Origin of the sequence: Pantoea sp. YR525 (genome assembly GCF_900116775.1) — a bacterium.
Classification (GTDB): domain Bacteria; phylum Pseudomonadota; class Gammaproteobacteria; order Enterobacterales; family Enterobacteriaceae; genus Pantoea; species Pantoea symbiotica.
The window spans coordinates 661,795-687,218 of the sequence record NZ_FPBU01000001.1 but is presented as its reverse complement, the minus strand read 5'-3'; the positions used below and the strand labels follow the sequence as shown (position 1 = coordinate 687,218).

Here is a 25,424-nt window from a genome sequence, read left to right as displayed (position 1 = left end):
TGAGGTGAAAGATGATGAGCCTGCTGAGTTTTGGTGCTGATGGTTGGGGCCGCCTGATCCTGAGTGCCGCCTGCACTACGCTGCTGCTGTCGCTGGTAGCGCTGATGATTGGTGCGGTGGTCGGTTCCGGTGTGGCGGCCGCCAAATTATCGCCTCAGCGCTGGCTGCGCTGGTTGGGTGAAAGCTATTCGGTGGTGTTTCGCGGCATCCCGGAACTGCTGGTGATCTACCTGTTCTATTTCGGGGGATCCGGCCTGATTACGTTGGTTGGGCAGATGTTCGGCGCGGATGGCTTTATCGAAGCGCCGCCGTTCCTGATTGGTGCGCTGGCTATCGGGCTCATCTCTGGTTCGTATCAGGGTGAAGTGTATCGCGCGGCGCGCCTGGCGCTGTCGAAAGGCGAGGTGGAAGCTGCGGTGGCGATTGGTATGCCGCGCTGGCGTATCGCGCAACGCATTCTGCTGCCGCAGGTGGTGCGTTATGCGCTGCCGGGCATGTCGAACGTGTGGCAGATGAGCCTGAAAGATTCGGCGCTGGTGTCGGTCACCGGCATCGTCGAGCTGATGCGCGCCAGCCAGGTTGCGGCCGGATCCACACGCGATTACTTCACTTTCTATCTGATCGGCGGCGCCTGTTATCTGGTGCTGACGCTGGTGTCTAATCATGCGTTTCGTCGGGCGGAATCGCGCCTTGGTCGTGCGTGGCAAAGTCGCACTGCGGCACAGCATTAAGGAGCAGCAGCATGATCGACTTCGCTTTTCTCTTTGATACCTTTCTCAAGCTGAGCGCCGCGCTGCCGGTGACGCTTGGCCTGTTTATCAGCGCCTTTATCTGCGGCGGCCTACTGGCGATTGGTATTTTGTCCCTGCGCATGAGCCGCTGGCGGGTGCTGAGCGGTTTCGCGCGCGGCTACATTCTGGTGTTTCGCGGCTCGCCGCTGATGATCCAGCTGTTTCTCATCTATTACGGTCTTGGGCAGTTTGGCGTGATCCGTCACAGCTTCGTCTGGCCGTTCCTGCGCGAACCCTTTATCTGCGCGGTACTGGCGCTGTCACTCTGTACAGCAGCTTATACCGCCGAGATCTTGCGCGGGGCGCTGCTCGCCGTGCCAGCTGGACAAGTGGAAGCGGGCCTCGCCTGCGGTATGTCGCGCTGGCTGCTGCTGCGCCGCATTATCGCACCAATCATGCTGCGCTATGCGCTGCCGGCGTACTCCACCGAAGCGATTTTGCTGGTGAAATCCACCGCGCTCGCCAGCCTCGTCACCGTTTGGGACGTGACCGGCGTGGCGCAGCAGATCATTCAGCGTACCTATCGCACCATGGAAGTGTTTGTCTGTGCGGCGGCGATCTACCTGATTCTCAACTTTATTATCGTCCAGCTGTACGCGCTGTTAGAGCGTCGTCTGACCCCGGCGCATCGTGTCGCAAAAAAGCCGTTGCCCGCCGTTAAACCGCTTGCCGGAGAGTAATATGCATTCCACATCACCCGTTACCTTATCCGCCACCGATATCCATAAATCCTTTGGCGCGATGGAAGTTCTGAAAGGCATTTCGCTGCAGGCGCATAAAGGCGATGTCATCTCGATTCTTGGTGCCAGCGGCTCGGGCAAAAGTACTTTGCTGCGCTGCATCAACCTGCTGGAAACGCCGGACGCTGGCGTCGTTAGCGTCGGCGGTGAAACCATTGAGATGAAACGCCATGCGCGCGGTCATCAGCTGGCGGCCAATCCGAAGCAGATTGAGCGTTTGCGTTCACGCCTCGGCATGGTGTTCCAGAGCTTTAATCTGTGGTCACACATGACGGTGCTGCAAAACGTCATTGAAGGGCCGCACTATGTGCTGAAGCGCGACAAGAAAAGCTGCATCGCTCAGGCGGAGCAACTGCTGGATCGCGTCGGCTTACTCAATCGCAAAGATTTTTACCCGGCGCAGCTGTCGGGCGGCCAGCAGCAGCGCGTGGCGATTGCCCGCGCGCTGGCGATGGATCCGGAAGTGATGCTGTTCGATGAACCGACCTCAGCGCTCGATCCGGAGCTGGTAGGCGAAGTGCTAAAAGTGATGCGCAGCCTGGCCGAAGAGGGGCGCACCATGCTGGTGGTGACGCACGAAATGGGCTTTGCGCGCAACGTCTCCAACCGCGTGGTGTTTATGCATCAGGGCACTATTGATTGTCAGGGCGCGCCGGAAGAGATGTTTGGCGACCAGGGATCGCAACGCTTTAAGCAGTTTATCTCCAGCCATCACGGCGCGGAGCAGCCAGCATGACCGTGGTGTGGGGCGATGGCCCATTAACCTGGCAAGAGCTGGTGCAGGTGGCGCGGCACGACGCGGAACTCAGTTTGAGTGCCAGCGCCTGGCAGCGCATTGCGCAAGGGCGCACCATTGTCGATGAGATTGTCGCCAGCGGACAGATTGCTTACGGCATCAATACCGGTTTGGGCGCGCTGTGCAATATCACGCTGCCGGAAGATCAGCTCAGCCAGCTGTCGCGCAACACATTGCTGAGCCACGCCTGTGGCGTCGGTCCGCTGCTGACGCGTGAGCAGGCGCGCGCCATTCTGTGTGCGGCAATTGCCAATTACAGCCACGGCAAATCGGGCGTGTCGGTGGCGCTGGTGCAGCATCTGCTGGCGCTGCTCAATCAGCAGATTACGCCGCAGGTGCCGTCGCAGGGTTCGGTGGGCTACCTCAGCCATATGGCGCATATCGGGCTGGCGCTGATTGGTGTTGGCGACGTCGAGTATCAAAACCAGATCATGCCTGCCGCGCAGGCGTTAACGCTGGCGGGATTACAGCCCTATCGTCCGGGTGCCAAAGAGGGGTTAAGCCTGGTCAACGGCACGCCATGCATGACCGGCTTATCCTGCCTGGCGCTGGATGATGCGGCGCGTTTACTGGATTGGGCGGATGTCACCGGCGCGATGAGTTTCGAGGCGCTGCGTGGACAGCTGGTGGCTTTTGATGCCGAGGTGATCGCGTTGAAAGCCAGTCCGGGCATGCAATTGAGCGGTCAGCGTTTACGCGATCTGCTGAGTGATAGCCCGCTGCTGGCGACCAGCGTCGGCATTCGCACCCAGGATGCGCTGAGTTTACGCTCAATGCCGCAGGTGCACGGTGCCAGCCGCGATCAGTTCGATCACGCGGCGCGCCAGATTGAAACCGAACTTAATGCCTGCACCGATAATCCGCTGGTGCTCGGCACGCCGGATAACTGGCGCGTGGTGTCGCAGGCTAATCCGCACGGCGAATCGGTGGCGATGGCGGCGGATCTGCTGGCGATTGCCATGGCGGAAGTCGGCAGCATCGCCGAGCGGCGGCTGGATCGGTTAGTCAATCCGCTGGTGAGCGGCTTACCGGCGTTTCTGGTGGCGCAGCCGGGCGTCAACTCCGGCATGATGATTGCGCAGTATGTGGCGGCATCACTTTGTGCGGAGAATCGGCAGCTGGCGCAACCGGCGGTGCTAGATAATTATGTGACCTCGGGTTTGCAGGAGGATCATCTCAGCTTGGGTACCGGCGCGGCACTCAAGCTGATGAAGCTGGTGGGCAACGTGTGGCAGATTTTGGCGATTGAGTATCTGCTGGCGGCGCAGGCGCTGGATTTCCACGGCGAAGAGCAGCTGGCGCAAGGGACGGCACAGGCATTAGGTCGCCTGCGCGCGGTGGTGGCTAACTGGCAGGAAGATCGCTGGCTGGCGCCAGAGATTGCGCGTGCGGTGCAGGTGTTGAAAAGCGGTTTGTAATGCGGTCGCCATAAATGGCGACCCTACAAAACCCGGTCGTAGGGGCGCCATTTATGGCGACCTGGCCGACGATTAGCTGATCAGCGGCGCGCATCCGGGCGCACCAAATCAAAGCGCAGTTCTTCGCTAATGCCGTAATAGGCCGACGGGCCACCGGCACGCAGGATTGGCTGCGCTTTGGCGGTTTGATAGATCCCTTCTTCCAGCAGTGATTCATCAATATGAATGGCGACCGCTTCGCCCATCACCAGCCAGCTATCAATCGGGTTGCCTTGTGCATCCTGCAGTTGAATCAGCTGCGTCAACTTACACTCAAAATTCACCGGGCTTTCCGCCACCATGCTGACATTGACGTGTGATGCGGCGAGCGGCGTTAATCCCGCCAGCGCAAACTCATCTTGATCAGACGGTACCGACGCGGAGCTCTCGTTCATCGCCTCGGCCAGCGGACGCGTCGCCAGATTCCAGACAAACTCTTTGGTCTCGGAGATATTCTGCACGCTGTCTTTCCAGCCACTGCTGGCGAAACCGATAATGGGCGGATGATAGTTGAAGCAGTTAAAGAAGCTGTAGGGCGCGAGATTACGCAGACCGCTGGTGCTTTGTGAGCTGACCCAACCAATTGGGCGAGGGCCGACGATCGCATTCAAAGGATCGTGTGGCAAACCGTGCCCAGCGCGGGGCTGATAAGAGTAACGCTGACGAGTCATAACCATCCTTATAAGGGAACCTGAGTGTGGTGCACTAATCTCATCTAATACGGTGAATTCGATTAAGCGCATTGTGCGATGCCGCTAGCCAGAGTATCTTACGCCCGCGCTATTTTCCGGAGAAACTATGAACAAGCCAGCCGCCACGTCACCTTTCCATCCGCGTAACCGCCATCAAGGCCGTTATGATTTTGCTGCTCTGACCGCAGCCCATCCGCCGCTGGCGGTGAAAGTGCGTCCCAACGGCTACGGCGAGTTGTCGGTGGATTTCGCCGATCCTGAAGCGGTGATGCTGCTGAATCAGGCGCTGCTGAAGTTGTTCTATAACCTCAACTGGCAATTGCCTGCAGGTTATCTGACGCCGCCGGTGCCGGGCCGTGCTGATTATGTGCACGCGCTGGCCGATCTGCTGGCAGGCGATAACGGCGGCGTGGTGCCACGCGATCTGGATGTGATGGATATCGGCTGCGGCGCGAACTGCATCTATCCGCTGATTGGCAACGCCGAATATGGCTGGCGCTTCACAGGCACCGATATCACCTCCGAAGCGATTACCGTTGCGGGACAGATTGTGGCGAGCAATCCGGGCTTGCAGCGCGCCGTGCGTCTGCGTCGGCAAAAAGATGCCTCGGCGATTTTCGCTGGCGTGGTGCATAAGAATGAGCACTATCACGCGGTGCTGTGCAATCCACCGTTCCACGCATCTGCGGAAGAGGCGGCCACCGTAGGTCAGCGTAAAACGCGTAACCTCGGCCTGGGCAAAAACGCGCCGCTCAATTTTGGTGGTCATCATAATGAATTGTGGTGTGACGGTGGCGAACGCAAGTTCGTCGGCCAGATGATCGCTGAAAGCGTGGCGTACTCCGACCATATTATCTGGTTCACCTCGCTGGTCTCGCGCAAAGAGAATTTACCGGCGCTGCGCGACCAGCTGCGCGATCTTGATGCTTATGAAGTGCGCATCATCGAAATGGCGCAAGGGCAGAAGCAGAGCCGCTTTATCGCCTGGACGTTCCAGCCGCCGGCAACACGCGCCAAACGGCTGAAACGCTAAGCTTATTGTGCCGGCGGCAACGCCGGTAAGCTGGCAGCGGAGGTAATATCGCTGCCGGTTTGCATCACTTCTACCGTTTGGTGCGGCGCTTTAATGCCGGCCGCATCAAAATGCTTCTTCACCTTATCATCCAGCGCAAAACGTACCGTCCACTGCTTCAGCGGCTGGGTGGTGAATGACACGCGCACGGTAAAAGATTGGTTGGTTAATCCCACTAATCCGGCAAAGCTCGGCTCGCCAATCACCATGCCGCGAATCTCCGGGTTCTCCAGCAGCTCTTTCACTGCGCCCTGCAGCGTTTGGTTAACGCGTTCGGTATCTTCACTGCGATCCACATCGTAGTTCGCCACAAACGATCCGATGCCGCGCACAAAGTTGGCGAAGGTGGTGATCGATGACCACGGAATAATGTGATACGCGCCGGTATCCTGACGCACGCCCACTGAGCGAATCGACATGCGTTCTACCGTGCCGGTGATTGGGCCAATGGTGACTAAATCACCGGTGTTCATGCCGTTCTCAAACTGGATAAAGATGCCGGTGATGATGTCCTTTACCAGCGTTTGTGAACCGAACGACACAGCCAGACCGAGCGCGCCGGCACCGGCCAGCAGCGGTGCAATATTTACACCCACTTCCGACAGCAAAATCATAATGGTGATGGTGCTGATCACCACCGCCAGCGCGTTGCGGAACAGCGTCAGCAGCGTGCGGGTGCGCGCGCTCGGCATCGGGCGGCCGTGCGAATCCGAGGCGAGGCGACTTTCAATCAGACTTGCCAGCAGCGTCCAGCCCACCGCCGACAGCAGCACAATCATCACGATACGAATCAGGACATCCACCATTTTTTGGCCGGTACCAAGAGTGAGCCAGTGCCAGAGATCAAACAGATTCCATGCGTTGAGCAGCAGCAATAGCGTGGCAAACACCGTGACCACGCGCGCCAGTTTCAGCAGTGCTTTCACCCAATCGTTGACGCGCTTTTGCAGCTCGGGATAGTTGCGGCGCATATCGGGCGACAGCGTGACGGTTTTGCCAATCCAGCGCGTCAGCATGCCGGAAATCAGTGCGGCGATGACCACAATCGCCAGGCTGCGCACCGTAGCGGACATCATAAACTTCAGGCTGTCGCCGGGATTGAAGATCGAGAACAGGAACAGCGCGATAAAGTAGGCGCTGGCCAGCCAGTGCCACACCATGCCGAAGGCGCGGATGAACAGCGCAAAGAAGCTCATGCTGCGATCGGCGAGACGCGACAACTCCTGATGGATGTTGTTTTTGTTGCGGAAAATCAGCCACAGCGCCCAGCCGGTCATGATCCCCATAATCAGCATATTGACCATCGCGGCCACCTGAATGTTGACCTGATTGGAGACAATCGGCACCACCACCAGTAAACCATAACCGATGATGCCGCTCAGCCAGCTCAAACGTGTGTTCCAGTAGCTGGCGCGCGCATCAGTTAAGTGGAAGAAGCGCAGCGTGGGGAAGCGCGGGCAGAAAATCAGACGCAGCACCGCTTTAAAGAATTCAATCAACGCAAAGGCGTTAAGGAACAAACCTTGCTGATAGGCGATAGTGCGGTTGTTGTTGTGATAGTTGTCGCTGATGATCTGCCCGACAAACAGCGTCAGCGCCAGCAGCACAATATCGAGCACAAAGGCCATTAAGATGGTGGCGGGCAGGTGCAGCCACTTGGTGCGCTCAAGGTTTTGATTGCGTCCCCAGCGGCCCATGCGTCGCCAGATCGGCCACATCATACGGCGTGTCAGCCAGTAAAACGCAAACACCGCAGCGGCGAGGGCGGCAAAGTATTTCAGCGCGTTGAGGAAGGTTTGTTGGTTAAAGGCTTTGTGCGGCGCGTTGGTGATGTTGTCATGCAGCTGGACAAACTGCGCGGCCACCGCGCCACCATATTCACGCGTCACGCTAGTGACGCTCTCCAGCACCGTGGGATCTTCTTCACTGGCCTGCGGCGGTGCCAGCACCGGCGGTTCACTGGTGGATTGGCTGTTCGCCGCCTGACGTAACTGATCGATCAGCTCCTGACGCGAAGCGTTGTTATCCAGAATATTCGCCAGCGCGGCATAAGCGGCTTTTTTCTCGTCTAAGCTGGGTTCGCTTTCGGCTGTGCTATTCGTTGCCGGGGTTTGTGACTGCTGAGCTGCAACGGCCGCCTGCGGCAGGGTAACCGCCTGCGCCGGGGCAATGAGAAACAGAGTGTACAAACTGAAGAGTAACCACATGGCTAAACGCCATGGTGGGCTGGCAGACGACATCGCTTTTCTCCTTTAGCTTCGCGCAGCGGCACAAGAGAGAAGTATAGTCAGTGATGGAAGGTTAGGATTCTGAAAGGAAAATTGTTGGGTGCGGGTAAGAAGAAGGTCGCCATGAATGGCGACCCTACGGATTAGGAGACGTGCTGCAGGAATTCGCGCAGACGATCGCTTGGCGGGTTGGTGATCAGATCGTCCGGGTTGCCATCTTCTGCAATGGTACCTTTATCGATAAAGATCAGACGCGAAGCCACTTTCTGAGCGAATCCGACTTCGTGCGTCACGATGACCATCGTCATGCCTTCTTCCGCCAGATCCTGCATCACTTTCAACACTTCGTGACGTAGCTCGGGATCCAGCGCTGAGGTTGGCTCATCAAACAGCATCATCTTCGGCTTCACCGCCAGCGCGCGGGCAATCGCCACGCGCTGTTGCTGACCGCCAGAAAGTTCAGACGGGAAGTGGTGTGCACGCTCGGCGAGGCCAACTTTACCCAGCAGCTCACGCGCCAGCTTATGCGCTTCTTCTTTCTTCGCACCGCGCACGCGAATCGGGCCAAAGGCAACGTTGTCCAGCGTGCTCATCTGTGGGAACAGATGGAACTGCTGGAACACCATGCCCGCTTCCTGACGAATCAGGCGCTCATCCACTTTCGGATCATTAACCTTCATGCCATCGACAATCAGGTCACCGGTGGTGATCTCTTCCAGCTTGTTGATGCAGCGCAGCAGCGTGGATTTACCGGAACCGGACGGCCCGATAATCACCACCACTTCGCCTTGATTAATCTTCAGGTTGATGCCGTGCAGAACCTGAGTCTGGCCGAAATTCTTCGAGACGTTTTTAAATTCAATCACAGAATTTTCATCCTTTTCTCAATACGGCGCAGCACAAAGCTCAACACCAACGTAATAACCAAATAGATAATGGCAACGGCGCTCCAGATCTCCAGCGCGCGGAAGTTACCGGCAATGATCTCCTGACCCTGACGCGTCAGTTCGGCCACGCCAATCACGATAAACAGCGACGTATCTTTGATGCTGACAATCCACTGGTTACCCAGCGGTGGCAGCATACGGCGCAGTGCCAGCGGCATGATCACGTAACGCAGGGTTTCGCGGCGCGACAGACCCAGCGCCAGACCCGCTTCACGGAAGCCTTTGTTGATCGACAGCACCGCACCGCGCGTGATTTCTGCGATGTAGGCGCCGGAGTTGATCATGATGGTGACCACCGCCGCGCTGAACGGATCGATACGCAGATCCGGGAAAGCCATCGGCAAGGCGAAGTAGATAAACATCACCTGAACCACGATTGGCGTACCGCGAATCAGTTCGATAAACACTAAGGCGATGTTGTTGGTGATCCAGCCGCCGTAGGCGCGGGCAAAACCGGCGACTAAACCGATAATTAAACCGCCGACCAGGCCGAGGACCGAGATCAGCAGGGTCATTTTGGCACCTTCGATTAAAATCGGCAGGGCAGGCCAAATGACGCTCCAGTCAAACTCCATGGTGTGACTCCAAAATCTGTTGCGTGGAAATGTAAAAAGCAGGGAGTGTTAGGCTCCCTGCTGGAAAAATCGGCTTAAGCCGCAATTATTTTGGTTCAGTACCGAACCATTTTTTATAGATGGTGTTGTAAGTGCCGTTGTCGCGCAGGGTTTTCAGTGCGCCGTTCACTTTTTCACGCAGATCGTCGCTGCCTTTCGGGAACGCGATGCCATACTGCTGCGCTTCAATCGACTCGCCAACCGCTTTGAAGCGGCCTTTACCAGCGGTGTTGATGAAGTACAGGATGTTCGGGGTATCGTGCAGCACAGCGTCAGCACGGTTAGTGCCTAACTCCATGTAAGCGTTGTCGATGTTCGGGAACTGACGCAAGTCTTTCGATTTGATGTGCGCTTTCGCGTAATCAACCGAACCGGTGCCGCTCTTCACTGCGACCACTTTGCCGTTCAGATCGTCAATGCTCTTCACGTCTTTTTCATTCTCGCGCACCATCACCAGCAGGCCGCTTTTGTAGTAGCCGTCAGAGAACTCAATGGCTTTTTTACGTTCTTCGGTGATGGTGATACCCGCCAGCGCCAGGTCAATGTTTTTGGTTTGCAGCGCAGGAATGATGCCGCTGAAATCCATTGGCTTAAAGGCGTAATCGAGTTTCAGTTCTTTCGCGATGGCATCCCACAGATCGATATCAAAACCGACGTATTTATCGCCTTGTTTGAACTCGAAGGGAACGAATGCGGTGTCGGTCGCGACGATCAGTTTTTTGTCTGCTGCGGTGGAAGAAAGCGAGAAGGCCAGCGCTAACGCGGCCACGGAGACTTTAATCAATGACTTCATCATTTTTTTCCTTATTACCCTTCAGGCCTTGTGGCCTGCTGTACGGCGTATCATATGAAAAAATTATGCCAACTTTTCATTTTGCAGGAAATCAGTAGTTTTAAGCACTTGCTGACACGATTTTGCGCAGAAGAAAAGTTTTGCACCTTATTGGTGCTTTATTTTGGTGCATGGTGCTGTTGTGGTGCAGGCACAGTGTGCACCAAGGGCGGGGAGAGCGAAAGAAGGGATTAAGGAATTGTTAACGACGTCAAAAAAAGCACCACAATGTTACAGACGTAAAAAAAGGCGGGATAACCCGCCTTCGTTATAACACTGAAATTTATTCAATATTCGATTCGATAAACCACAGGAATTTATCCAGATCACGCGATGCTGCTGTGAAAATATCAGCGGTGTCTTCATCGCTCACTTCAGTAATGGCTTTACGCGTGTCATTCGCCACAATCGCGTAGCGATCGGCCAGCGCTTTCAGGTGATCCTGCACGCTATGAATGTTCAACGGATAGCTTTTCAGTGGTGTTTTGTCGTTAACGATCTGAGTGGTACCCAGCGCTACGCCGCCTAGCTGAACCACACGTTCAGCGATAGTGTCCTGGTGATCGGTAATGGCCGCACGGAAACCATCCAGCATCTCATGTACGCCAATAAAGTTAGCGCCACGCATATTCCAGTGCGCCTGCTTGGTGATCAGCGACAGGTCAATAAACTCCACTACCAGACGGTTGAGCACCTCGATGGTCGCTTTTTTATCGCTGTCAGCGACGTCATTACGGGTGTAAATCAGATCAGACGATTTAGTTTTAACCAGTTTTGCGGTACTCATCATTAATGTCCTCTTATTGATGGTTGTCCTAATCAAGCACGGAAATAAGTATAGCAGCAGTTTTTTAATCTGCAGGATTGATTAAATCAATGACAGGAATAGATAAACCTTAATGTTGCTCAGGGATTGTGCGGTTTAAGTATTAGTTTAGGTAAAACAGAAGGTTGCGGTTTTTGTTAATTATTTATTAATCGTGTTGCAAAATAATAACGGAGAAATCCTAACGCCACATTAAAAATGAAAATGAGAATGCTTCTATATTTAGCCTGCCGCGAAGCAGGCTAACGTGTTGAATATTTATTGCGGATGATTGATATCCACTTCGCTTATTTTTGCGCTCTTTTGTTTCATAGTCAGCGTTGAACCTGCCGAGGCGATGATGATCGCCAGCAGCGCCATCCACTGCTGCAACGTTAACAGTTCGCCGAGGAACAGCATGCCTGAAAGCGCAGCCATCGCCGGTTCCAGACTCATTAATGTGCCGAAAATACGCGCCGGCAGTCGCGTCAGCGCCATCATCTCTAAAGAATAGGGAATGGCGCTCGAGAGCAGGGCGATCAGCAGCGCTAACGGCAGCACTTCCCAATGCCAGATGCCCGGCGCGGCGAATGTCAGGCCGAGCGGCACAAAAATCACCGAGGCAATCAGCGAACCCATCGCCACCGTTGCCGGGCCATGTTCCGCGCCCGCCCGCTGACCCGCAAGAATATAGACTGCCCAGCAGGCACCCGCACCCACCGCTAACAGCGCACCGAGCGGATCGATATGACTCATCCCTTCACCGATTGGTAACAGGAACCACAAACCCACCACCGCCAGCAGCACCCAAATAAAATCAAGCGGACGACGCGCGCCGATCAAGGCCAGCGTCAGTGGACCCAGAAACTCCAATCCAACCGCAACGCCCAGCGGCACGGTGCGAATCGCTAAATAGAAGAGATAGTTCATGCAGCCAAGCGCCAAGCCGTACATTAGTAGCGGCTTGCGTTGCTCGCGCGTAAAGCGCAAACGCCAGGGTTTGAAGATGATGCAGAGAATCAGCGTGCCAAGACCAAGACGCAGCGCGGTAATGCCGGGCGCGCCAACGGTGGAAAACAGTGATTTCGCCAGAGAAGCGCCGCCTTGCAGCGAGAGCATGGCAATCAGCAGTACGGTAATAGGGAACAACACCGGGGCCATATTTTTGGTCGTTTGAGGCGCAGACATCCTGTAATCCAGTCCTTTATTTATTAACAGCAGGGTAACAAGTGCTCAGTGTAAAGGAATCTTCAGCAAATAAGGAGACGCGAATCGGGGAATTAAAAAGCGCTAACAGGTCATAATTTGGCCATTTTTAGGGCCATTTCCGTAAAGAAACGTCAGGTTAGTTTAGGAATTTACTTAAAGGCATTTTTTGTGATCGGAATTTATGTTGCAGGAATATGATGGTTTTTATAAGTAAAATGAATGACATAGGAAACTTCATTAACTTTCTGTTACACCAAACAATCTGTTAGACAACAAAATGCGGGCAGAGTTTCTTGCTGTTTTTTGTTATATTTACAGCGTTGTCAGGAGAGAAGTATATTCACATTTGAGGTGGTTATGAAAAAAATTGCATGTCTTTCAGCATTGGCTTGTGTACTTGCAGTTTCTGCAGGTTCTGCCATGGCACAAAGCACCGTTACCGGTGGTTACGCTCAGAGCGATTATCAAGGCGTTGCTAACAAAGCAAACGGCTTCAACCTGAAATATCGTTACGAAGACGGTTCTAACCCACTGGGTTGGATCGGTTCTTTCACCTACACCGAGAAAGATCGTACTGATGCTGGCGTTTATAACAAAGGCCAGTACTACGGCATCACCGGTGGTCCAGCTTACCGTCTGAACGACTGGGCAAGCATCTACGGTGTTGTTGGTGTGGGCTACGGCAAATTCCAGCAGAACGATACCGCAGTACGTTCTAAGTCTGATTCAAGCGACTACGGTTTCTCTTACGGTGCGGGTATGCAGTTCAACCCAATCGAGAACATCGCAGTTGACGTAGGTTACGAGCAGAGCCGTATCCGCAACGTCGATGTTGGCACCTGGATTGCTGGCGTAGGTTACAGCTTCTAAGTTCTTGCTTAGACCAGTTGCACAATAAACGGTCCTTCGGGGCCGTTTTTTTATGGGCGCAAAATAGGGTTTACCGGCTACCAGAAACACAAAACCCGCTACGTGAGCGGGTTTTATTGGAAGTCGGGAACCTTAGCCGCGCCAGATCAGGTTTGGGCACGGACGTTCAACCAGCTGTTTGCCGGTGAGCTTTTCAATCAGCATCAAACGCAGCGCAAACGGCGAGCGGGTAAACAGGCACAGCAGTGATTTCAGCTCAAAAGCCGGTTTGCTCTGTTCAGCCTGGAAACATTTGCCACAGTCGAGGCAGTTTTTCATGGTAGTCATGTTCACCTCCCGAGTGAATGACGACAATTTCTTTGTAGCCTTTATAAGCTATTCGCTTACATTATCAACAAAGATAGCACTGGCTATACTCTTTAGCCAACACTATTTAGGAAAAATTTGTGCTTATTTGTGCCTGGTTTACAATGGGCGCAGCCAGCCCGCACCGCAGGTAAAGTGCGGCAGATAATAAAGAGGAAGTTAGATGAGTCGTCGTGCAAAAATCGCCACCAACATGCCCCAGGGCCCGCTAAAAGAGATAGAGGAGCATGTCGAAGGATTTCGTCAGGTGCGCGAGGCGCATCGTCGTGAGCTGATCGATGACTACGTTGAATTAATCTCTGATTTGATTCGTGAATTTGGCGAAGCGCGTCAGGTCGATATGGCCGCACGTTTGGGCGTATCCCAGCCGACGGTAGCGAAAATGTTGAAGCGTCTTGGCACCACCGGTTTAGTCGAGCAAGTGCCGTATCGCGGAGTGTTCCTCACTGCCGAAGGTGAGAAGCTGGCGGAAGCGAGCCGCGTTCGTCATCATATTGTTGAAACCTTCCTGTTGGCGCTGGGCGTTAGCCCGGAAACCGCGCGCCGTGATTCAGAAGGCCTGGAGCATCACGTCAGTGATGAAACCCTGGCCGTGTTCCAGAAATTCTACGAGAGTCGCTAACTACAAGGCCTTCCGCCATCATGCCCAATCTGCTTCGTTCCTTAATGCGCGATCGTATTTTGCATTTGCTGTTGCTTTTAGGTGTGATCATGTTGCCGCTGGCGAATTTCCGCTGGTCGCAACTGCCTGCCGCGGTGGACTGGCACACCATCATGACGCTCACCGGCTTATTGATGTTGACCAAAGGGCTAGAGAACAGCGGCTATTTTGATGTGCTCGGCGCGCGCCTGATTCAGCGCTTTCAGCATGAACGCGCACTGGCGCTGTTCATGGTATGCGCCGCCGCGTTGCTGTCTACTTTTCTCACCAACGATGTTGCGCTGTTTATTCTGGTGCCACTAACGCTAACGCTGCGCAAATTTTCGCGCTTGCCGATTTCCCGCCTGATCATTTTCGAAGCGCTGGCGGTGAACGCAGGTTCCTTACTGACGCCGGTTGGCAACCCGCAAAACATTCTGTTGTGGAGTCACGGTACGCTCAGCGTGCCAGGCTTCATTGCGCAAATGGCGCCGCTGGCGGCATTTTTAATGCTCACGCTAATGGCGCTGACGTGGTGGAGTTTCCCGGCGCGCGTAATCCAGAAACATGACCAAACCGAAAGCCAAACATGGCAGAAGCCGCTCTTCATGATCAGCGTGCTGCTGTACATCGTGTTTATCGTGGCGCTCGAGCTGAAAATGACCGGCTGGGCGTTGCTGCTGGTAGCGGTTTGTTTCCTGATCATGGCGCGCAGCGTGTTGATCAGCATCGACTGGAGTTTGCTGCTGGTGTTTGTGGCGATGTTTATCGATGTCTTCCTGTTGATGCATTTGTCCTGGCTGCAGCCGCATTTTGCCGCTATTGGTCAGCTAGGCGAGGGCGGACTCTATCTACTGGCCATTGGCCTGTCGCAATTCATCAGTAACGTTCCCGCCACCATTCTGCTTTTGCAGAAAGTGCCACCGTCCGACGTGCTGGCGTGGGCGGTGAATATCGGTGGATTTGGCTTATTACCGGGATCGCTCGCCAACCTGATTGCCTTGCGCATGGCGCAAGATGCGCGTGTTTGGTGGCGTTTCCACTTGTTTTCCATTCCGATGCTGGGCTGGTCGATGTTGGGCGGATGGCTGCTGTTACACCTCATACGTTAGCGCCATGCCAATGTCGGCTTGTGTAAAGTTGCATTGGCATTTGTCAATTTCCCATCTAAGGTTATGTTGACCGTTTTTGCCCGGGAATCGGGACAACCGCCTACGATGAAAAATTATGGAAAACCAGAATCAACCGTCTGAACGCGATCAGCAGGATCCGCAAAAAACCTCGAATACCCATCAAGATAACAACGAACCAGAACGTAAACGCCCCGGAAAGAAGCCACTGATTTTTCTCGCCATTGTGGTGGTGATCATGATCGTGGTGGGATTATGGTTCTGGCTCACCACGCGCAATATTGAAAGCACTGATGATGCCTTTACCGAAGGCAATGCGGTGACTATCGCGCCGAAAGCGGCCGGTTACGTGGTCAAGCTGCTGGTGCGCGATAACCAGCGCGTGAAGCAGGGTGATTTGCTGGTGGAGATCGATGCGCGCGACAGCGAAGCGCAGCGCGATCAGGCCAAAGCTCAGCTTGGTCTGGCACAGGCGCAGCTGCATCAGGCGCAGGCGCAGTTAGCCTTGTCTCGCGTGCAGTATCCGGCGCAGCGCGATCAAGCGCTCGCCGATCAGGCTAAAGCGCAGGCCAATTTGCTCAACGCACAGGCCGATTATCGTCGCCAGCGCGGCGTTGATCCGCGAGCCACTTCACAGCGAAATATTGATACTGCCGCCGCGCAGCTGCGTTCGGCTGAAGCGCAACTGCAAAGCGCTAAAGCGCAGGTTGAAGTGGCTTCTCAGGTGAAGCTGCAAATCCGCCAGCAGGAAACCAATGTTGAAGCGCGTGAGCAACAAGTTGAGCAGGCGCAGGCGCAGCTCAACACCGCCGAATTGAATCTCTCTTATACTCAGGTTCGCGCGCCATACGATGGCTTCGTCACCAAGCGTAACGTGCACCTCGGCACGCTGGTGCAGGCTGGCAGCGCGCTGTTCTCGCTGGTTTCGCCTGAAATCTGGATTAACGCCAACTTCAAAGAGTCGCAGCTGGCGCGCATGAAGCCGGGCGACAAAGTGGAAATCAGTGTCGATGCCTGGCCGGATATGAAGCTGGAAGGGCATGTGGATAGCGTGCAGATGGGATCGGGTTCCCGTTTCTCCACCTTCCCGGCGGAAAACGCCACCGGCAACTACGTGAAAATCGTGCAGCGCGTGCCAGTGAAAATCGTCATCGATAAAGGGTTAGATCCCAACCATCCGCTGCCACTGGGCTTGTCGGTTGAGCCGAAGGTCACAGTGGAATGAGTGCGAGCGAAAGCTGGCGTCCGGCCAGCAATCCGTGGCTGGTCGCTATTACGGTGACGCTGGCGGTGTTTATGGAGATCCTCGACACCACCATCGTCAACGTTGCGCTGCCGCATATTGCCGGCTCGCTCTCCTCCAGTTATGACGAATCGACCTGGGTTTTAACGTCATATCTGGTCGCCAACGGCATCGTATTGCCGATCTCGGCGTTCTTCAGCCGCCTGTTTGGCCGTAAGCAGTTCTTCCTGATCTGCATCGTGATGTTCACCATCTGCTCCTTCCTGTGCGGCATCGCCACGGAACTGTGGCAGATCATTTTGTTCCGCGTGCTGCAGGGCTTTTTTGGCGGCGGATTGCAGCCGGTGCAGCAATCGGTACTTCTCGATTACTTCAAAGCGGAAGATCGCGGCAAAGCCTTTGGCCTGTCGTCGATTGCGATTATTGTTGCGCCAGTGATTGGTCCGACGCTCGGCGGCTGGATCACCGACAACTACAGTTGGCGTTGGGTGTTCTTCATTAATATTCCGGTTGGCATTTTGACGGTGATGGCGATTTATCAGCTGCTGGAAGATCCGCCGTGGGAACGCAAGTGGGATAAAGGCCGCCTGAAGATCGATTACATCGGCATCAGCCTGATCACGCTGGGGCTGGGCTGTTTGCAGGTGTTCCTCGATCGTGGCGAAGATGAAGATTGGTTTGCCTCGCACTTTATCCGCCTGTTCGCCATGCTGGCGGTGATCGGCATTATCGGCGCCATTTATTGGCTGCTATATGCCCGTAAACCGGTGGTTGATCTCACCGTAATGAAAGATCGCAACTTCTGGGTGGCGGGCTTGTTGATGGCGGGCATGGCGATGATTCTTTACGGCAGTTCGGTGGTGCTTCCCCAGCTGGCGCAACAGGATCTTGGCTACACTGCAACCTGGTCGGGGCTGGTGCTATCGCCCGGCGCGATATTGATTGTGCTGACGATACCCATCGTGCTGAAACTGATGCCGATCGTGCAAACGCGCTACATCATAGCGTTCGGCTTCACCTGTCTTGCCAGCGCCTTCTTCTATTCCACCACGTTAACGCCTAACGTCGATTTCACCACGCTGGTGATGATGCGCAGCGCGCAGTCGATCGGCCTTGGCTTCCTGTTTGTGCCGCTGACTACTATTGCGTTCATCACCGTGCCGCAGCGATTAAACGCCGATGCCTCAGCATTGTTCACCATGTTCCGTAACGTTGCGGGCTCGATCGGCATTTCGCTGTCGACGGCGGCCATTACCGAACGCATGCAGACGCGTTCGGCCAGCATGGTGCACAATATGTCGCCGCTCAACGAGCCTTACAATCTCACGCTGCAACACTGGGCTGATTCGATCCGCAATTTCACCACCGCCGTGGGCGATCCGCTGGTGCTGGCGAGCGGGCAGCTCTATCAGGAGATGATCGCCCAGGCGCGTATTCTGGCGTACATCGACGTATTTATGGGCCTGAGTATTGTGGCGCTGCTATTGATTCCATTCTGTTGGTTGCTTTCGCCAATTAAGAGCGAAGGCGGTGCAGGAGCACATTAAAATGAAAATGATTTCGCGATCTCAGCCGTCACTGACGTTGCTGGCGCTGTCACTGTTGCTGGCCGGATGCGCGGTAGGACCGGATTATCAGCCACCGCAGGCGCACACGCCGGGCGGCTACCATGATTTACCTTCACAGCAAGCGTCTAAGCCGCTGGCGGCGGCGACCAATCCGCTGTGGTGGAAAAGCTTTAACGATCCGCAGCTTGATAGCCTGATTGAGCGCGCCATTGCTGGCAACTTAACGCTGCAACAATCGGTACTGCGTATTGCCGGTGCGCGTGAGCAGCTGGCGCAGGCGCGCGGTGGCTTATTCCCGTCGCTTAACGGCTCGGCAAAGGTCACGCGTCAGCAGCTGGGTTTGAAAGGCTTGCTGAAATCCAACGGCGTTTATGATCAGGTTGATAGCGATGTCGCCAGCCAGCTCAACGGTTTAGATCATTCCGTTACTCTTTATCAGGGCAGCTTTGACGCCAGCTGGGAGCTGGATCTGTGGGGCAAAGTGCGCCGCCAGATGGAAGCCGCGGATGCGCAGCAGCAGGCGGCTATCGAGCAGCGCAACGATGCGTTGGTCTCGCTGGAAGCTGAAGTCGCGCGCGCCTACCTGCAACTGCGCGGTTCGCAGGCGGTGCTGGCGACCTTGCAACAGCAGATCGAGGTGGCTCAGCAAACCTGGGAACTAACCAAAAGTCAGCAGCAAAACGGTTTAGCACCCACCACGGATGTGGAAAATGCCCGCGCGCAGCTGGCCTCACTGAATGCGCAGCTGCCGCAATATCAGGCGCAGCAGCAGCAGGCGATGAACGGTTTGGCGGTGCTGCTGGGTAAAACGCCGGGCGCGCTGGATAATGAACTGATGAACATCAAACCACTGCCCGATTTGCCTAAATTGGTGCCGGTGGGCATTCCGTCCACGCTGGCGCGGCGACGTCCGGATATTCGTCAGGCCGAAGCGACCTTGCATGCGGAAACCGCGAATATTGGCGTTTCGGTTGCCGATCTGTTCCCCAGCTTGTCGCTCACCGGGCAACTGGGTGTGCGAAATACCGATGCCAGCTATCTGGATGACTGGAGCAGCCACTTCTTCAGCGTTGGGCCGTCGCTGTCGATTCCTATTTTTCAGGGCGGCCGTTTAGTCTCCAGCGTAAAACTGGCGCGCGCGCAGCAAGCCAGCGCGGCGCTTGATTATCGGCAAACGGTATTAACCGCGCTACAGGATGTGGAGAACGCGCTGGTTAGTTATCGCGCCGATCAACAGCAGGTTATTGCACTGGATGAAACCACCGGCGCACTGCAACGTGCATTTGATTTAGCCAGCGACAGTTATCGTCAGGGTATTTCTACTTTCCTCGATGTATTAGATGCACAGCGACAACTGGCGCAAGCTAAAGCGCAATCGACGCAGGCGCGCATGCAAAGTGCGCTCGATTTAGTGGCGTTATATAAAGCGCTGGGCGGTGGCTGGGAACCTTATCAAAATGTCAATCTGCCAGACTATTCAGTGTTTGGTCCCGCGACGGAAGTGCATTAATTTCCCTTAGTAGCCGGTTAAACACCGGCTTTTTTATCGGCACGATAAGAAAAAATGAGATTCTTCTCTCATCCTCAGCAATATATTACTCCTTAATGAAAATAGGTTTTTCGTTACACCATTAATCCTTGCTTACCTTTATGCTCACTAATGCTGCAGCACGCAATAGCACCTAAATGGTTGTTTATTACCTGAGAATATCGGACTGAAATCGATTCCAGTTCCTCCATAAGGAACAACCTTGAGTTGTTAATTCAGGGTTAATTAAAGCAACCTTACCCGTTTTAAAGCTCAATGTAAGAATTAGGTAAGCAACTTCAGATAAATCCGGACAATAAAATTAATTTATTTTTTTATTTGAATTAGGTAATCTTGCCACTACAGTTTATTTAACCCCCTTAAGCAAGGACATTGTGATGAGTGACGCATTTAAAGTTCTGAACAACATTCGCACATTACGTGCGCAGGCTCGTGAACTGCCATTGACCGATCTGGAAGAAATTCTGGAAAAATTAACTGTTGTTGTGACTGAACGTCGTGACGAAGTAAACGCAGAAGAAGCGCAGAACCGCGAAAAAGAAGAGAAGCTGTCTAAATATCGCGAAATGCTGCTGGCTGACGGTATTGACCCGAACGAATTACTGGGTGCTCTGGAAGTTGGTAAAAAACGCGCTAAGCGTGCACCACGTCCAGCAAAATATTCTTACACCGACGAAAACGGTGAAGTAAAATCATGGACCGGCCAAGGCCGTACCCCAGCTGCGATTAAAAAAGCGCTGGATTCAGGTAAAAGCCTCGATACTTTCCTGATCAAATAATCCGCACAATCCTTGTAAGTGGGAGCCGAAGGCCAACGCCTTCGGCTTTTTTATTTATTTTTTTGTATTAGCTCAAGACGTTCAGCCGATTACCCTCTCTGCCTCTGGCGCAGAGGTGGCGTACGGGTGCCCGCTTCTGGCATAATGCCCGCTGTTTTTTCCTCCACTGCGTAACAAAGGTCAATGCCGTGTTAGTTTCCAGCAATATCACCATGCAGTTCGGCAGTAAGCCGCTGTTCGAAAATATCTCCGTTAAATTTGGCGGCGGTAATCGTTACGGTTTAATCGGTGCGAACGGCAGCGGTAAATCTACCTTTATGAAAATACTGGGCGGCGACCTGGTGCCGACGGGTGGAAATGTTTCCCTCGACCCTAATGAGCGTATCGGTAAGTTACGTCAGGACCAATTTGCCTTTGAGCAATATAGTGTGCTGGACACCGTGATTATGGGCCACAATGAATTGTGGGCAGTGAAGCAAGAGCGTGACCGTATATATGCTTTGCCGGAAATGAGCGAAGAGGAAGGCTATAAAGTCGCCGATCTCGAAGTCGAATACGGCGAGATGGACGGTTACAGTTCGGAATCACGTGCCGGTGAATTATTACTGGGCGTTGGCATTCCGGTGGAGCAGCACTACGGTCCGATGAGCGAAATTGCGCCGGGCTGGAAATTGCGTGTGCTTTTAGCGCAGGCATTATTTGCCAATCCTGATATTTTGTTGCTCGATGAACCGACCAACAACCTGGATATCGATACCATTCGTTGGTTGGAGCAAGTGCTCAACGAACGTAACAGCACCATGATCATCATTTCGCATGACCGTCACTTCCTGAATATGGTGTGTACGCATATGGCGGATCTGGATTACGGCGAACTGCGCGTTTATCCAGGTAATTATGACGAATATATGACCGCGGCTACTCAATCACGCGAACGTTTATTATCGGATAACGCCAAGAAGAAAGCGCAAATTGCCGATCTGCAATCGTTCGTCAGCCGTTTTAGCGCCAACGCCTCTAAATCACGTCAGGCGACTTCGCGTGCCAAGCAGATTGATAAAATTAAGCTGGAAGAAGTTAAAGCGTCCAGCCGTCAAAACCCGTTTATCCGTTTTGACCAGGATAAGAAACTGTTCCGTAATGCGCTGGAAGTTGAAGCGCTGACCAAAGGTTTTGATAACGGTCCGCTGTTTAATAAACTCAACCTGATGTTAGAAGTCGGCGAGAAATTGGCGATCCTCGGTGCCAACGGTATCGGTAAAACCACGCTGCTGAAAACGCTGGTCGGTGAACATACGCCGGATAGCGGCACGGTGAAATGGTCCGAGAATGCGCGTATTGGTTATTACGGCCAGGATCACGCGGAAGACTTTGCTGAAGATCTGACGGTATTCGACTGGATGAGCCAGTGGAAGCAGGAAGGCGATGATGAGCAAGCGGTGCGCAGTATTCTTGGCCGCCTGCTGTTTGGTCACGACGAGATCAATAAGCCAGCCAAAGTGCTGTCGGGTGGTGAAAAGGGCCGTATGCTGTTTGGCAAGCTAATGATGCAGAAGCCGAACATCCTGATCATGGATGAGCCGACTAACCACCTTGATATGGAATCGATCGAGTCGCTCAACATGGCGCTGGAGATGTATGAAGGTACCCTGATTTTCGTCTCGCACGACCGTGAGTTTGTCAGCTCGCTGGCCACCCGCGTGATGGAGATGAAAGCCGATCGTATTATCGACTTCACCGGTAACTATGAAGATTACCTGCGCAGCCAGGGGATTGTTTAACCAGGTCGCCATAGCAGCCAAGGTATTATTTAACCAGGTCGCCATAAATGGCGACCCTACGTGTAGGGTGCGCATTAATGCGCACCTGGTTTAAACAGCCGCAATGAAGTTTGAATAGCAATCCAGCGTTGTAGGGTGCGCATTAATGCGCACCTGGTTTAAACAGCCGCACCTCTGCTTGATGGGTGAGGGAGTGACGCCCTAAGAGCAAAGCATCCGAGCCATGGATGGCGAGGCCGATCAGCATGGATGCGGTTATCCTTTGCGATCGGGCGTCATTCTCTCAACCTTGCTCGGGAAAGCAGCAAATCCCCTCAACTCCCAATCTGCCCAATATTCACATACTGCGTTTCCAGATATTCGTCCAACCCAACATCAGCGCCTTCACGTCCCAAACCTGATGCTTTCACGCCGCCAAACGGTGCCACTTCGGTGGAAATGATCCCTTCGTTCACACCCACCATGCCGCTCTCCAGCTGTGGCGTGACGCGCAGCGCGCGCGCTAAGTCACGCGTCCACAGATAAGCCGCCAATCCATATGGCGTGGCGTTAGCGCGGGCGATCACCTCATCTTCAGTGGTGAAGCGGAAGCAGGCGGCTACCGGGCCGAAGGTTTCTTCATGCGCCAGCAACATCTGCTCATTGGCATCGGCGAGCACTGTAGGCTGATAGAAACTGCCGCCCAGAGCATGACGCTCACCGCCGCACAGCAAACGTGCACCACGCTGCACCGCATCTTTAACATGGGTTTCGACTTTTTCCATGGCGCGCCGATGGATCAGCGGACCTTGCTGTGCGCCAGGCGTCAAACCCGGCGCCACTTTCAGTGCCCGCGCTGCATCGGCCAGTTTATTGACGAAACGATCGTAAACGCCGTCCTGCACGTAAAAGCGATTCACGCAAATACAGGTTTGCCCGCTGTTACGGAATTTTGCCGCCATTGCGCTCTCTACCGCGGCATCAATATCCGCATCGTCGAACACGATAAAGGGCGCGTTGCCGCCTAATTCCAGCGACAACTTTTTCACCGAGCTGGCGGCATCGCGCATCAACAATTTTCCCACCGCCGTTGAGCCGGTGAAGGAGATTTTGCGCACGCGATCGTCGTGCGTCAGCGTATGACCAATCTCCACCGTGGCGCCGCTGACGGCATTCAGCACGCCCGCAGGCACGCCCGCTTGCTCCGCCAGCACCAGCAAGGCAAAAGCCGACAGCGGCGTTTCATTGGCGGGTTTGACGATGGCGGTACAACCTGCCGCCAGAGCGGGGCCCAGTTTACGCGTCAACATCGCCAGCGGAAAATTCCACGGCGTGATGACGGCGACCACACCAACCGGCTGTTTCAGCGTCAGGATCAGATTGCCCGCTTTGGTGGACGGAATGGTTTTGCCGTTGGCGCGCTTGCCTTCTTCGGCGAACCATTCAATAAAGCTGGCGGCGTACAGCACTTCGCCACGCGCTTCGGCCAGCACTTTGCCCTGTTCCTGCACCACCAATTGCGCCAGCGCTTCCTGATTTTCCAGGATCAATTGATACCAGCGCTGCAAAACCACCGCGCGCGCTTTGGGGGTTAGGGCGCGCCAGGCGGGCAGGGCAGCAGTGGCCGCCGCAATCGCCCGCGTGGTTTCGGCTTCACCCACGTGAGCAACGTGCGCCACCACGCTATCATCGGCCGGATTATTCACCTCATAGGTGTGTTCACTCTCCAGCCATTGTCCATCGCAGTACCAGCCGGTGCGTAGCAGTGAAGTTGTCATGCAATATTCCTCGCAGGTTGAATCTGATCGGCAAACACCGTGCGTGGCGCGCGGCTGTGGCGGGTAATGCGTTTACCGGCGGTGTAATCGTTAATCACATCGCATGGCGTGTAATTGCGTTCCAGCTCGAAACGCTCTTCGCTATCCAGCGGCGTATCCAATGCGGCGATCGCGCTATCCAGCTGCGCTACGCTGTCGGCCCCGACCAGCATCGCATCCACGCCTGGATGGGACAGCACCCAGGCTTGCGCGATTTGTGCGCTGGAAAGTCCTCGCGCCGCTGCCACGCGGCCCACCGATTCGGCGATCTGCAATGAGGCTTCATCGCCATACATTTCGCGGGTAAAGAAGTCGGTTTGATTGCGCACCGACTGCACATCGCCACTCAGCAAACCGCGCGCTAACGGACTGAACACCGAGACGCCCAAACCCTGATCGCGGCAGAACGGCAGCATTTCACGCTCCTCTTCGCGATAGGCGCAGTTAAGCTGCAACTGCATGTTGATGGGCTTCACGAAGCCGTTGCGTTCGCAGCACCACAAAATCTTCGCCAGCTGCCAGCAATACATGGTGGACACGCCGACATAGCGCGCTTTGCCGCTGCGCACGATGCTGTTCATCGTTTCCCACGTCTCTTCGATCGGCGTATTCACATCGAAATAGTGCAGCATATACATATCGACATAATCGGTGCCGAGGCGGCGCAAGCTGCCGTCAATGCTGTCGAGGATGTGCTTACGCGAATGGCCCTGATTGTTGTGCCCGCCGCCAAGCGGATACCCGACTTTGGTGGTCAGCACCAGTTCGTCACGCTGTGCCACGCGTTTCAGCACGCGGCCTACCACCTCTTCACCGGCTCCGCTGGAGTAGAAATCAGCCAGATCGATAAAGTTAATGCCGTTCTCCAGCGCGTGACGAATGATTGGCTCGCTCTGCGCCTCATCAAAAATCCACGGTTTCCAGCTCTTGCTGCCCATGTTCATGGTGCCGAGACAAAGACGGGATACGCGTAAACCGCTGTGGCCGAGATTGATGTATTCCATGCTGCAACTCCTGTTACTTCGGGGTATAGAACGGATTGCCCAACTGCGACAGCGCCTGCTGCAACTGTTGGCGGCCCGGTAATTTTTCCATTGCTGCCTCAATGGCCACCGTGCAGGCGCGATAGTTATTGGCGAACACCTCATCCACATCGGTACAGCCCGGATTCACCCAGTTGGCCGTGACGATGCACCACTCATCTTCGGCTTCGGCGGGCAGCGTACCTTTCAGCAGCGCCTCGGTGACCGCTTTGGCAATCGCCGCTTGCGAAGCGCCCCAGGTGGCGTTGCCGTGCAGTTCGCCATCAATTGCGGCTTTATTCACATACAAGGTCATAGGTTTGGCCGGCACATTGGGTTTAATCACCACCATAAAGGGACAGTGCCCTTGCGATGGCGTGGCCAGGCTGGTGGAGAACGCCTGTCCCACCACGCCGTCACGCGGTCCAATCATGATATTGATGTGCGAGGCATTCACGCCGTCGCCTGCAAAACCTTCACCGATATACATTTCCATT

Annotated in this window: 24 protein-coding genes; 13 read left to right on the top strand and 11 right to left on the bottom strand. The window is 54.7% G+C overall.

Features of this window, described 5'->3' with window-relative positions:
* Positions 1–11 precede the first annotated feature (11 nt).
* From BM323_RS03170 to hutH, 4 genes are read left to right on the top strand one after another with little or no spacing between them, the layout of a single operon-like run.
* On the top strand, positions 12–731 hold the full coding sequence (locus tag BM323_RS03170; RefSeq protein ID WP_036647922.1) for an ABC transporter permease: 720 nt from the start codon (positions 12–14) through the stop codon (positions 729–731).
* A gap of 11 nt (positions 732–742) precedes the next feature.
* On the top strand, positions 743–1,471 hold the full coding sequence (locus tag BM323_RS03165; RefSeq protein ID WP_008102563.1) for an ABC transporter permease: 729 nt from the start codon (positions 743–745) through the stop codon (positions 1,469–1,471).
* 1 nt (position 1,472) lies between these two features.
* Entirely contained in the window at positions 1,473–2,267 is a 795-nt protein-coding gene (locus BM323_RS03160; RefSeq protein WP_008102561.1) for an ABC transporter ATP-binding protein, read from the top strand.
* Positions 2,264–3,745 (top strand): HAL/PAL/TAL family ammonia-lyase, encoded by a 1,482-nt coding sequence (gene hutH, locus BM323_RS03155; protein WP_008102558.1) that lies wholly within the window; start codon positions 2,264–2,266, stop codon positions 3,743–3,745. The genes BM323_RS03160 and hutH overlap by 4 nt, the downstream gene beginning before the upstream one ends.
* Positions 3,746–3,825: 80 nt before the next feature.
* Here hutH and BM323_RS03150 read toward each other — a convergent pair whose 3' ends face one another.
* A complete protein-coding gene (locus tag BM323_RS03150) occupies positions 3,826–4,455 on the bottom strand; it encodes a flavin reductase family protein (protein WP_008102556.1) in 630 nt (209 codons plus the stop codon).
* 127 nt (positions 4,456–4,582) lie between these two features.
* Between BM323_RS03150 and rlmF the strand changes: the two genes are divergently transcribed.
* On the top strand, positions 4,583–5,509 hold the full coding sequence (gene rlmF / locus BM323_RS03145) for a 23S rRNA (adenine(1618)-N(6))-methyltransferase RlmF (protein ID WP_008102554.1): 927 nt from the start codon (positions 4,583–4,585) through the stop codon (positions 5,507–5,509).
* Between the two features lie 2 nt (positions 5,510–5,511).
* Here the strand turns inward: rlmF and ybiO are convergent, their stop codons facing one another.
* From ybiO to rhtA, 6 genes are all read right to left on the bottom strand, one after another.
* Complete coding sequence (gene ybiO / locus BM323_RS03140; protein ID WP_008102552.1) at positions 5,512–7,788, bottom strand: mechanosensitive channel protein; 2,277 nt, start codon at positions 7,786–7,788, stop codon at positions 5,512–5,514.
* A gap of 131 nt (positions 7,789–7,919) precedes the next feature.
* Positions 7,920–8,642: a glutamine ABC transporter ATP-binding protein GlnQ gene (gene glnQ / locus BM323_RS03135; RefSeq protein WP_008102550.1), complete on the bottom strand. Its 723-nt coding sequence runs from the start codon at positions 8,640–8,642 to the stop codon at positions 7,920–7,922.
* Positions 8,639–9,298: a glutamine ABC transporter permease GlnP gene (glnP, locus tag BM323_RS03130; protein WP_007887744.1), complete on the bottom strand. Its 660-nt coding sequence runs from the start codon at positions 9,296–9,298 to the stop codon at positions 8,639–8,641. Before glnP ends, glnQ begins: the two co-directional genes overlap by 4 nt.
* An 85-nt stretch (positions 9,299–9,383) precedes the next feature.
* Positions 9,384–10,130, bottom strand: a complete 747-nt coding sequence (glnH, locus tag BM323_RS03125; protein WP_036647919.1) for a glutamine ABC transporter substrate-binding protein GlnH — start codon at positions 10,128–10,130, stop codon at positions 9,384–9,386.
* A 322-nt stretch (positions 10,131–10,452) separates the two neighbouring features.
* Positions 10,453–10,956 carry a DNA starvation/stationary phase protection protein Dps gene (gene dps / locus BM323_RS03120; RefSeq protein ID WP_036647916.1) on the bottom strand — a complete coding sequence of 168 codons (504 nt, stop codon included), beginning with the start codon at positions 10,954–10,956 and terminating at the stop codon, positions 10,453–10,455.
* Positions 10,957–11,253: 297 nt separating this feature from the next.
* Positions 11,254–12,162, bottom strand: a complete 909-nt coding sequence (gene rhtA / locus BM323_RS03115; protein ID WP_008102544.1) for a threonine/homoserine exporter RhtA — start codon at positions 12,160–12,162, stop codon at positions 11,254–11,256.
* Between the two features lie 378 nt (positions 12,163–12,540).
* Between rhtA and ompX the strand changes: the two genes are divergently transcribed.
* Complete coding sequence (ompX, locus tag BM323_RS03110) at positions 12,541–13,053, top strand: outer membrane protein OmpX (protein WP_008102541.1); 513 nt, start codon at positions 12,541–12,543, stop codon at positions 13,051–13,053.
* Positions 13,054–13,185: 132 nt separating this feature from the next.
* Here the strand turns inward: ompX and BM323_RS03105 are convergent, their stop codons facing one another.
* Positions 13,186–13,380, bottom strand: a complete 195-nt coding sequence (locus tag BM323_RS03105) for a hypothetical protein (RefSeq protein WP_008102539.1) — start codon at positions 13,378–13,380, stop codon at positions 13,186–13,188.
* A 202-nt stretch (positions 13,381–13,582) separates the two neighbouring features.
* Here BM323_RS03105 and mntR point away from each other — a divergent pair, with 202 nt between their 5' ends.
* The 7 genes from mntR (at position 13,583) to BM323_RS03070 (ending at position 22,109) form a co-directional block, all read left to right on the top strand.
* Positions 13,583–14,041, top strand: a complete 459-nt coding sequence (gene mntR, locus BM323_RS03100) for a manganese-binding transcriptional regulator MntR (RefSeq protein ID WP_008102536.1) — start codon at positions 13,583–13,585, stop codon at positions 14,039–14,041.
* Positions 14,042–14,061: 20 nt separating this feature from the next.
* Complete coding sequence (locus BM323_RS03095) at positions 14,062–15,171, top strand: SLC13 family permease (RefSeq protein ID WP_008102534.1); 1,110 nt, start codon at positions 14,062–14,064, stop codon at positions 15,169–15,171.
* 115 nt (positions 15,172–15,286) lie between these two features.
* Positions 15,287–16,414: an HlyD family secretion protein gene (locus tag BM323_RS03090; protein WP_008102532.1), complete on the top strand. Its 1,128-nt coding sequence runs from the start codon at positions 15,287–15,289 to the stop codon at positions 16,412–16,414.
* Positions 16,411–17,979 (top strand): DHA2 family efflux MFS transporter permease subunit, encoded by a 1,569-nt coding sequence (locus BM323_RS03085; protein WP_008102529.1) that lies wholly within the window; start codon positions 16,411–16,413, stop codon positions 17,977–17,979. The genes BM323_RS03090 and BM323_RS03085 overlap by 4 nt, the downstream gene beginning before the upstream one ends.
* 1 nt (position 17,980) lies before the next feature.
* Positions 17,981–19,510, top strand: a complete 1,530-nt coding sequence (locus tag BM323_RS03080) for an efflux transporter outer membrane subunit (RefSeq protein WP_008102527.1) — start codon at positions 17,981–17,983, stop codon at positions 19,508–19,510.
* A 416-nt stretch (positions 19,511–19,926) separates the two neighbouring features.
* Positions 19,927–20,328, top strand: a complete 402-nt coding sequence (locus BM323_RS03075; RefSeq protein WP_008102525.1) for an H-NS family histone-like protein — start codon at positions 19,927–19,929, stop codon at positions 20,326–20,328.
* A 188-nt stretch (positions 20,329–20,516) separates the two neighbouring features.
* Entirely contained in the window at positions 20,517–22,109 is a 1,593-nt protein-coding gene (locus BM323_RS03070; RefSeq protein WP_008102523.1) for an ABC-F family ATPase, read from the top strand.
* 314 nt (positions 22,110–22,423) lie between these two features.
* Here BM323_RS03070 and BM323_RS03065 read toward each other — a convergent pair whose 3' ends face one another.
* Genes BM323_RS03065 through fae form a run of 3 tightly spaced genes read right to left on the bottom strand, consistent with a single transcriptional unit; the run spans position 22,424 to position 25,423 of the window.
* Positions 22,424–23,866: an NAD-dependent succinate-semialdehyde dehydrogenase gene (locus BM323_RS03065; protein ID WP_008102521.1), complete on the bottom strand. Its 1,443-nt coding sequence runs from the start codon at positions 23,864–23,866 to the stop codon at positions 22,424–22,426.
* Positions 23,863–24,909, bottom strand: a complete 1,047-nt coding sequence (locus tag BM323_RS03060) for an aldo/keto reductase (RefSeq protein WP_008102520.1) — start codon at positions 24,907–24,909, stop codon at positions 23,863–23,865. The genes BM323_RS03065 and BM323_RS03060 overlap by 4 nt, the downstream gene beginning before the upstream one ends.
* Before the next feature lie 13 nt (positions 24,910–24,922).
* Positions 24,923–25,423 carry a formaldehyde-activating enzyme gene (gene fae / locus BM323_RS03055; RefSeq protein ID WP_008102519.1) on the bottom strand — a complete coding sequence of 167 codons (501 nt, stop codon included), beginning with the start codon at positions 25,421–25,423 and terminating at the stop codon, positions 24,923–24,925.
* Position 25,424 lies beyond the last annotated feature (1 nt).

What these genes read in the sequence shown, in the direction of transcription:
- BM323_RS03170 (WP_036647922.1), top strand. Translation starts at nt 12, where the DNA reads ATGATGAGCCTGCTGAGTTTTGGTGCTGATGGTTGGGGCCGCCTGATC.
- BM323_RS03165 (WP_008102563.1), top strand. Translation starts at nt 743, where the DNA reads ATGATCGACTTCGCTTTTCTCTTTGATACCTTTCTCAAGCTGAGCGCC.
- BM323_RS03160 (WP_008102561.1), top strand. Translation starts at nt 1,473, where the DNA reads ATGCATTCCACATCACCCGTTACCTTATCCGCCACCGATATCCATAAA.
- hutH (WP_008102558.1), top strand. Translation starts at nt 2,264, where the DNA reads ATGACCGTGGTGTGGGGCGATGGCCCATTAACCTGGCAAGAGCTGGTG.
- BM323_RS03150 (WP_008102556.1), bottom strand. Translation starts at nt 4,455, where the DNA reads ATGACTCGTCAGCGTTACTCTTATCAGCCCCGCGCTGGGCACGGTTTG.
- rlmF (WP_008102554.1), top strand. Translation starts at nt 4,583, where the DNA reads ATGAACAAGCCAGCCGCCACGTCACCTTTCCATCCGCGTAACCGCCAT.
- ybiO (WP_008102552.1), bottom strand. Translation starts at nt 7,788, where the DNA reads ATGTCGTCTGCCAGCCCACCATGGCGTTTAGCCATGTGGTTACTCTTC.
- glnP (WP_007887744.1), bottom strand. Translation starts at nt 9,298, where the DNA reads ATGGAGTTTGACTGGAGCGTCATTTGGCCTGCCCTGCCGATTTTAATC.
- glnH (WP_036647919.1), bottom strand. Translation starts at nt 10,130, where the DNA reads ATGAAGTCATTGATTAAAGTCTCCGTGGCCGCGTTAGCGCTGGCCTTC.
- dps (WP_036647916.1), bottom strand. Translation starts at nt 10,956, where the DNA reads ATGAGTACCGCAAAACTGGTTAAAACTAAATCGTCTGATCTGATTTAC.
- rhtA (WP_008102544.1), bottom strand. Translation starts at nt 12,162, where the DNA reads ATGTCTGCGCCTCAAACGACCAAAAATATGGCCCCGGTGTTGTTCCCT.
- ompX (WP_008102541.1), top strand. Translation starts at nt 12,541, where the DNA reads ATGAAAAAAATTGCATGTCTTTCAGCATTGGCTTGTGTACTTGCAGTT.
- BM323_RS03105 (WP_008102539.1), bottom strand. Translation starts at nt 13,380, where the DNA reads ATGACTACCATGAAAAACTGCCTCGACTGTGGCAAATGTTTCCAGGCT.
- mntR (WP_008102536.1), top strand. Translation starts at nt 13,583, where the DNA reads ATGAGTCGTCGTGCAAAAATCGCCACCAACATGCCCCAGGGCCCGCTA.
- BM323_RS03095 (WP_008102534.1), top strand. Translation starts at nt 14,062, where the DNA reads ATGCCCAATCTGCTTCGTTCCTTAATGCGCGATCGTATTTTGCATTTG.
- BM323_RS03090 (WP_008102532.1), top strand. Translation starts at nt 15,287, where the DNA reads ATGGAAAACCAGAATCAACCGTCTGAACGCGATCAGCAGGATCCGCAA.
- BM323_RS03085 (WP_008102529.1), top strand. Translation starts at nt 16,411, where the DNA reads ATGAGTGCGAGCGAAAGCTGGCGTCCGGCCAGCAATCCGTGGCTGGTC.
- BM323_RS03080 (WP_008102527.1), top strand. Translation starts at nt 17,981, where the DNA reads ATGAAAATGATTTCGCGATCTCAGCCGTCACTGACGTTGCTGGCGCTG.
- BM323_RS03075 (WP_008102525.1), top strand. Translation starts at nt 19,927, where the DNA reads ATGAGTGACGCATTTAAAGTTCTGAACAACATTCGCACATTACGTGCG.
- BM323_RS03065 (WP_008102521.1), bottom strand. Translation starts at nt 23,866, where the DNA reads ATGACAACTTCACTGCTACGCACCGGCTGGTACTGCGATGGACAATGG.
- BM323_RS03060 (WP_008102520.1), bottom strand. Translation starts at nt 24,909, where the DNA reads ATGGAATACATCAATCTCGGCCACAGCGGTTTACGCGTATCCCGTCTT.
- fae (WP_008102519.1), bottom strand. Translation starts at nt 25,423, where the DNA reads ATGGAAATGTATATCGGTGAAGGTTTTGCAGGCGACGGCGTGAATGCC.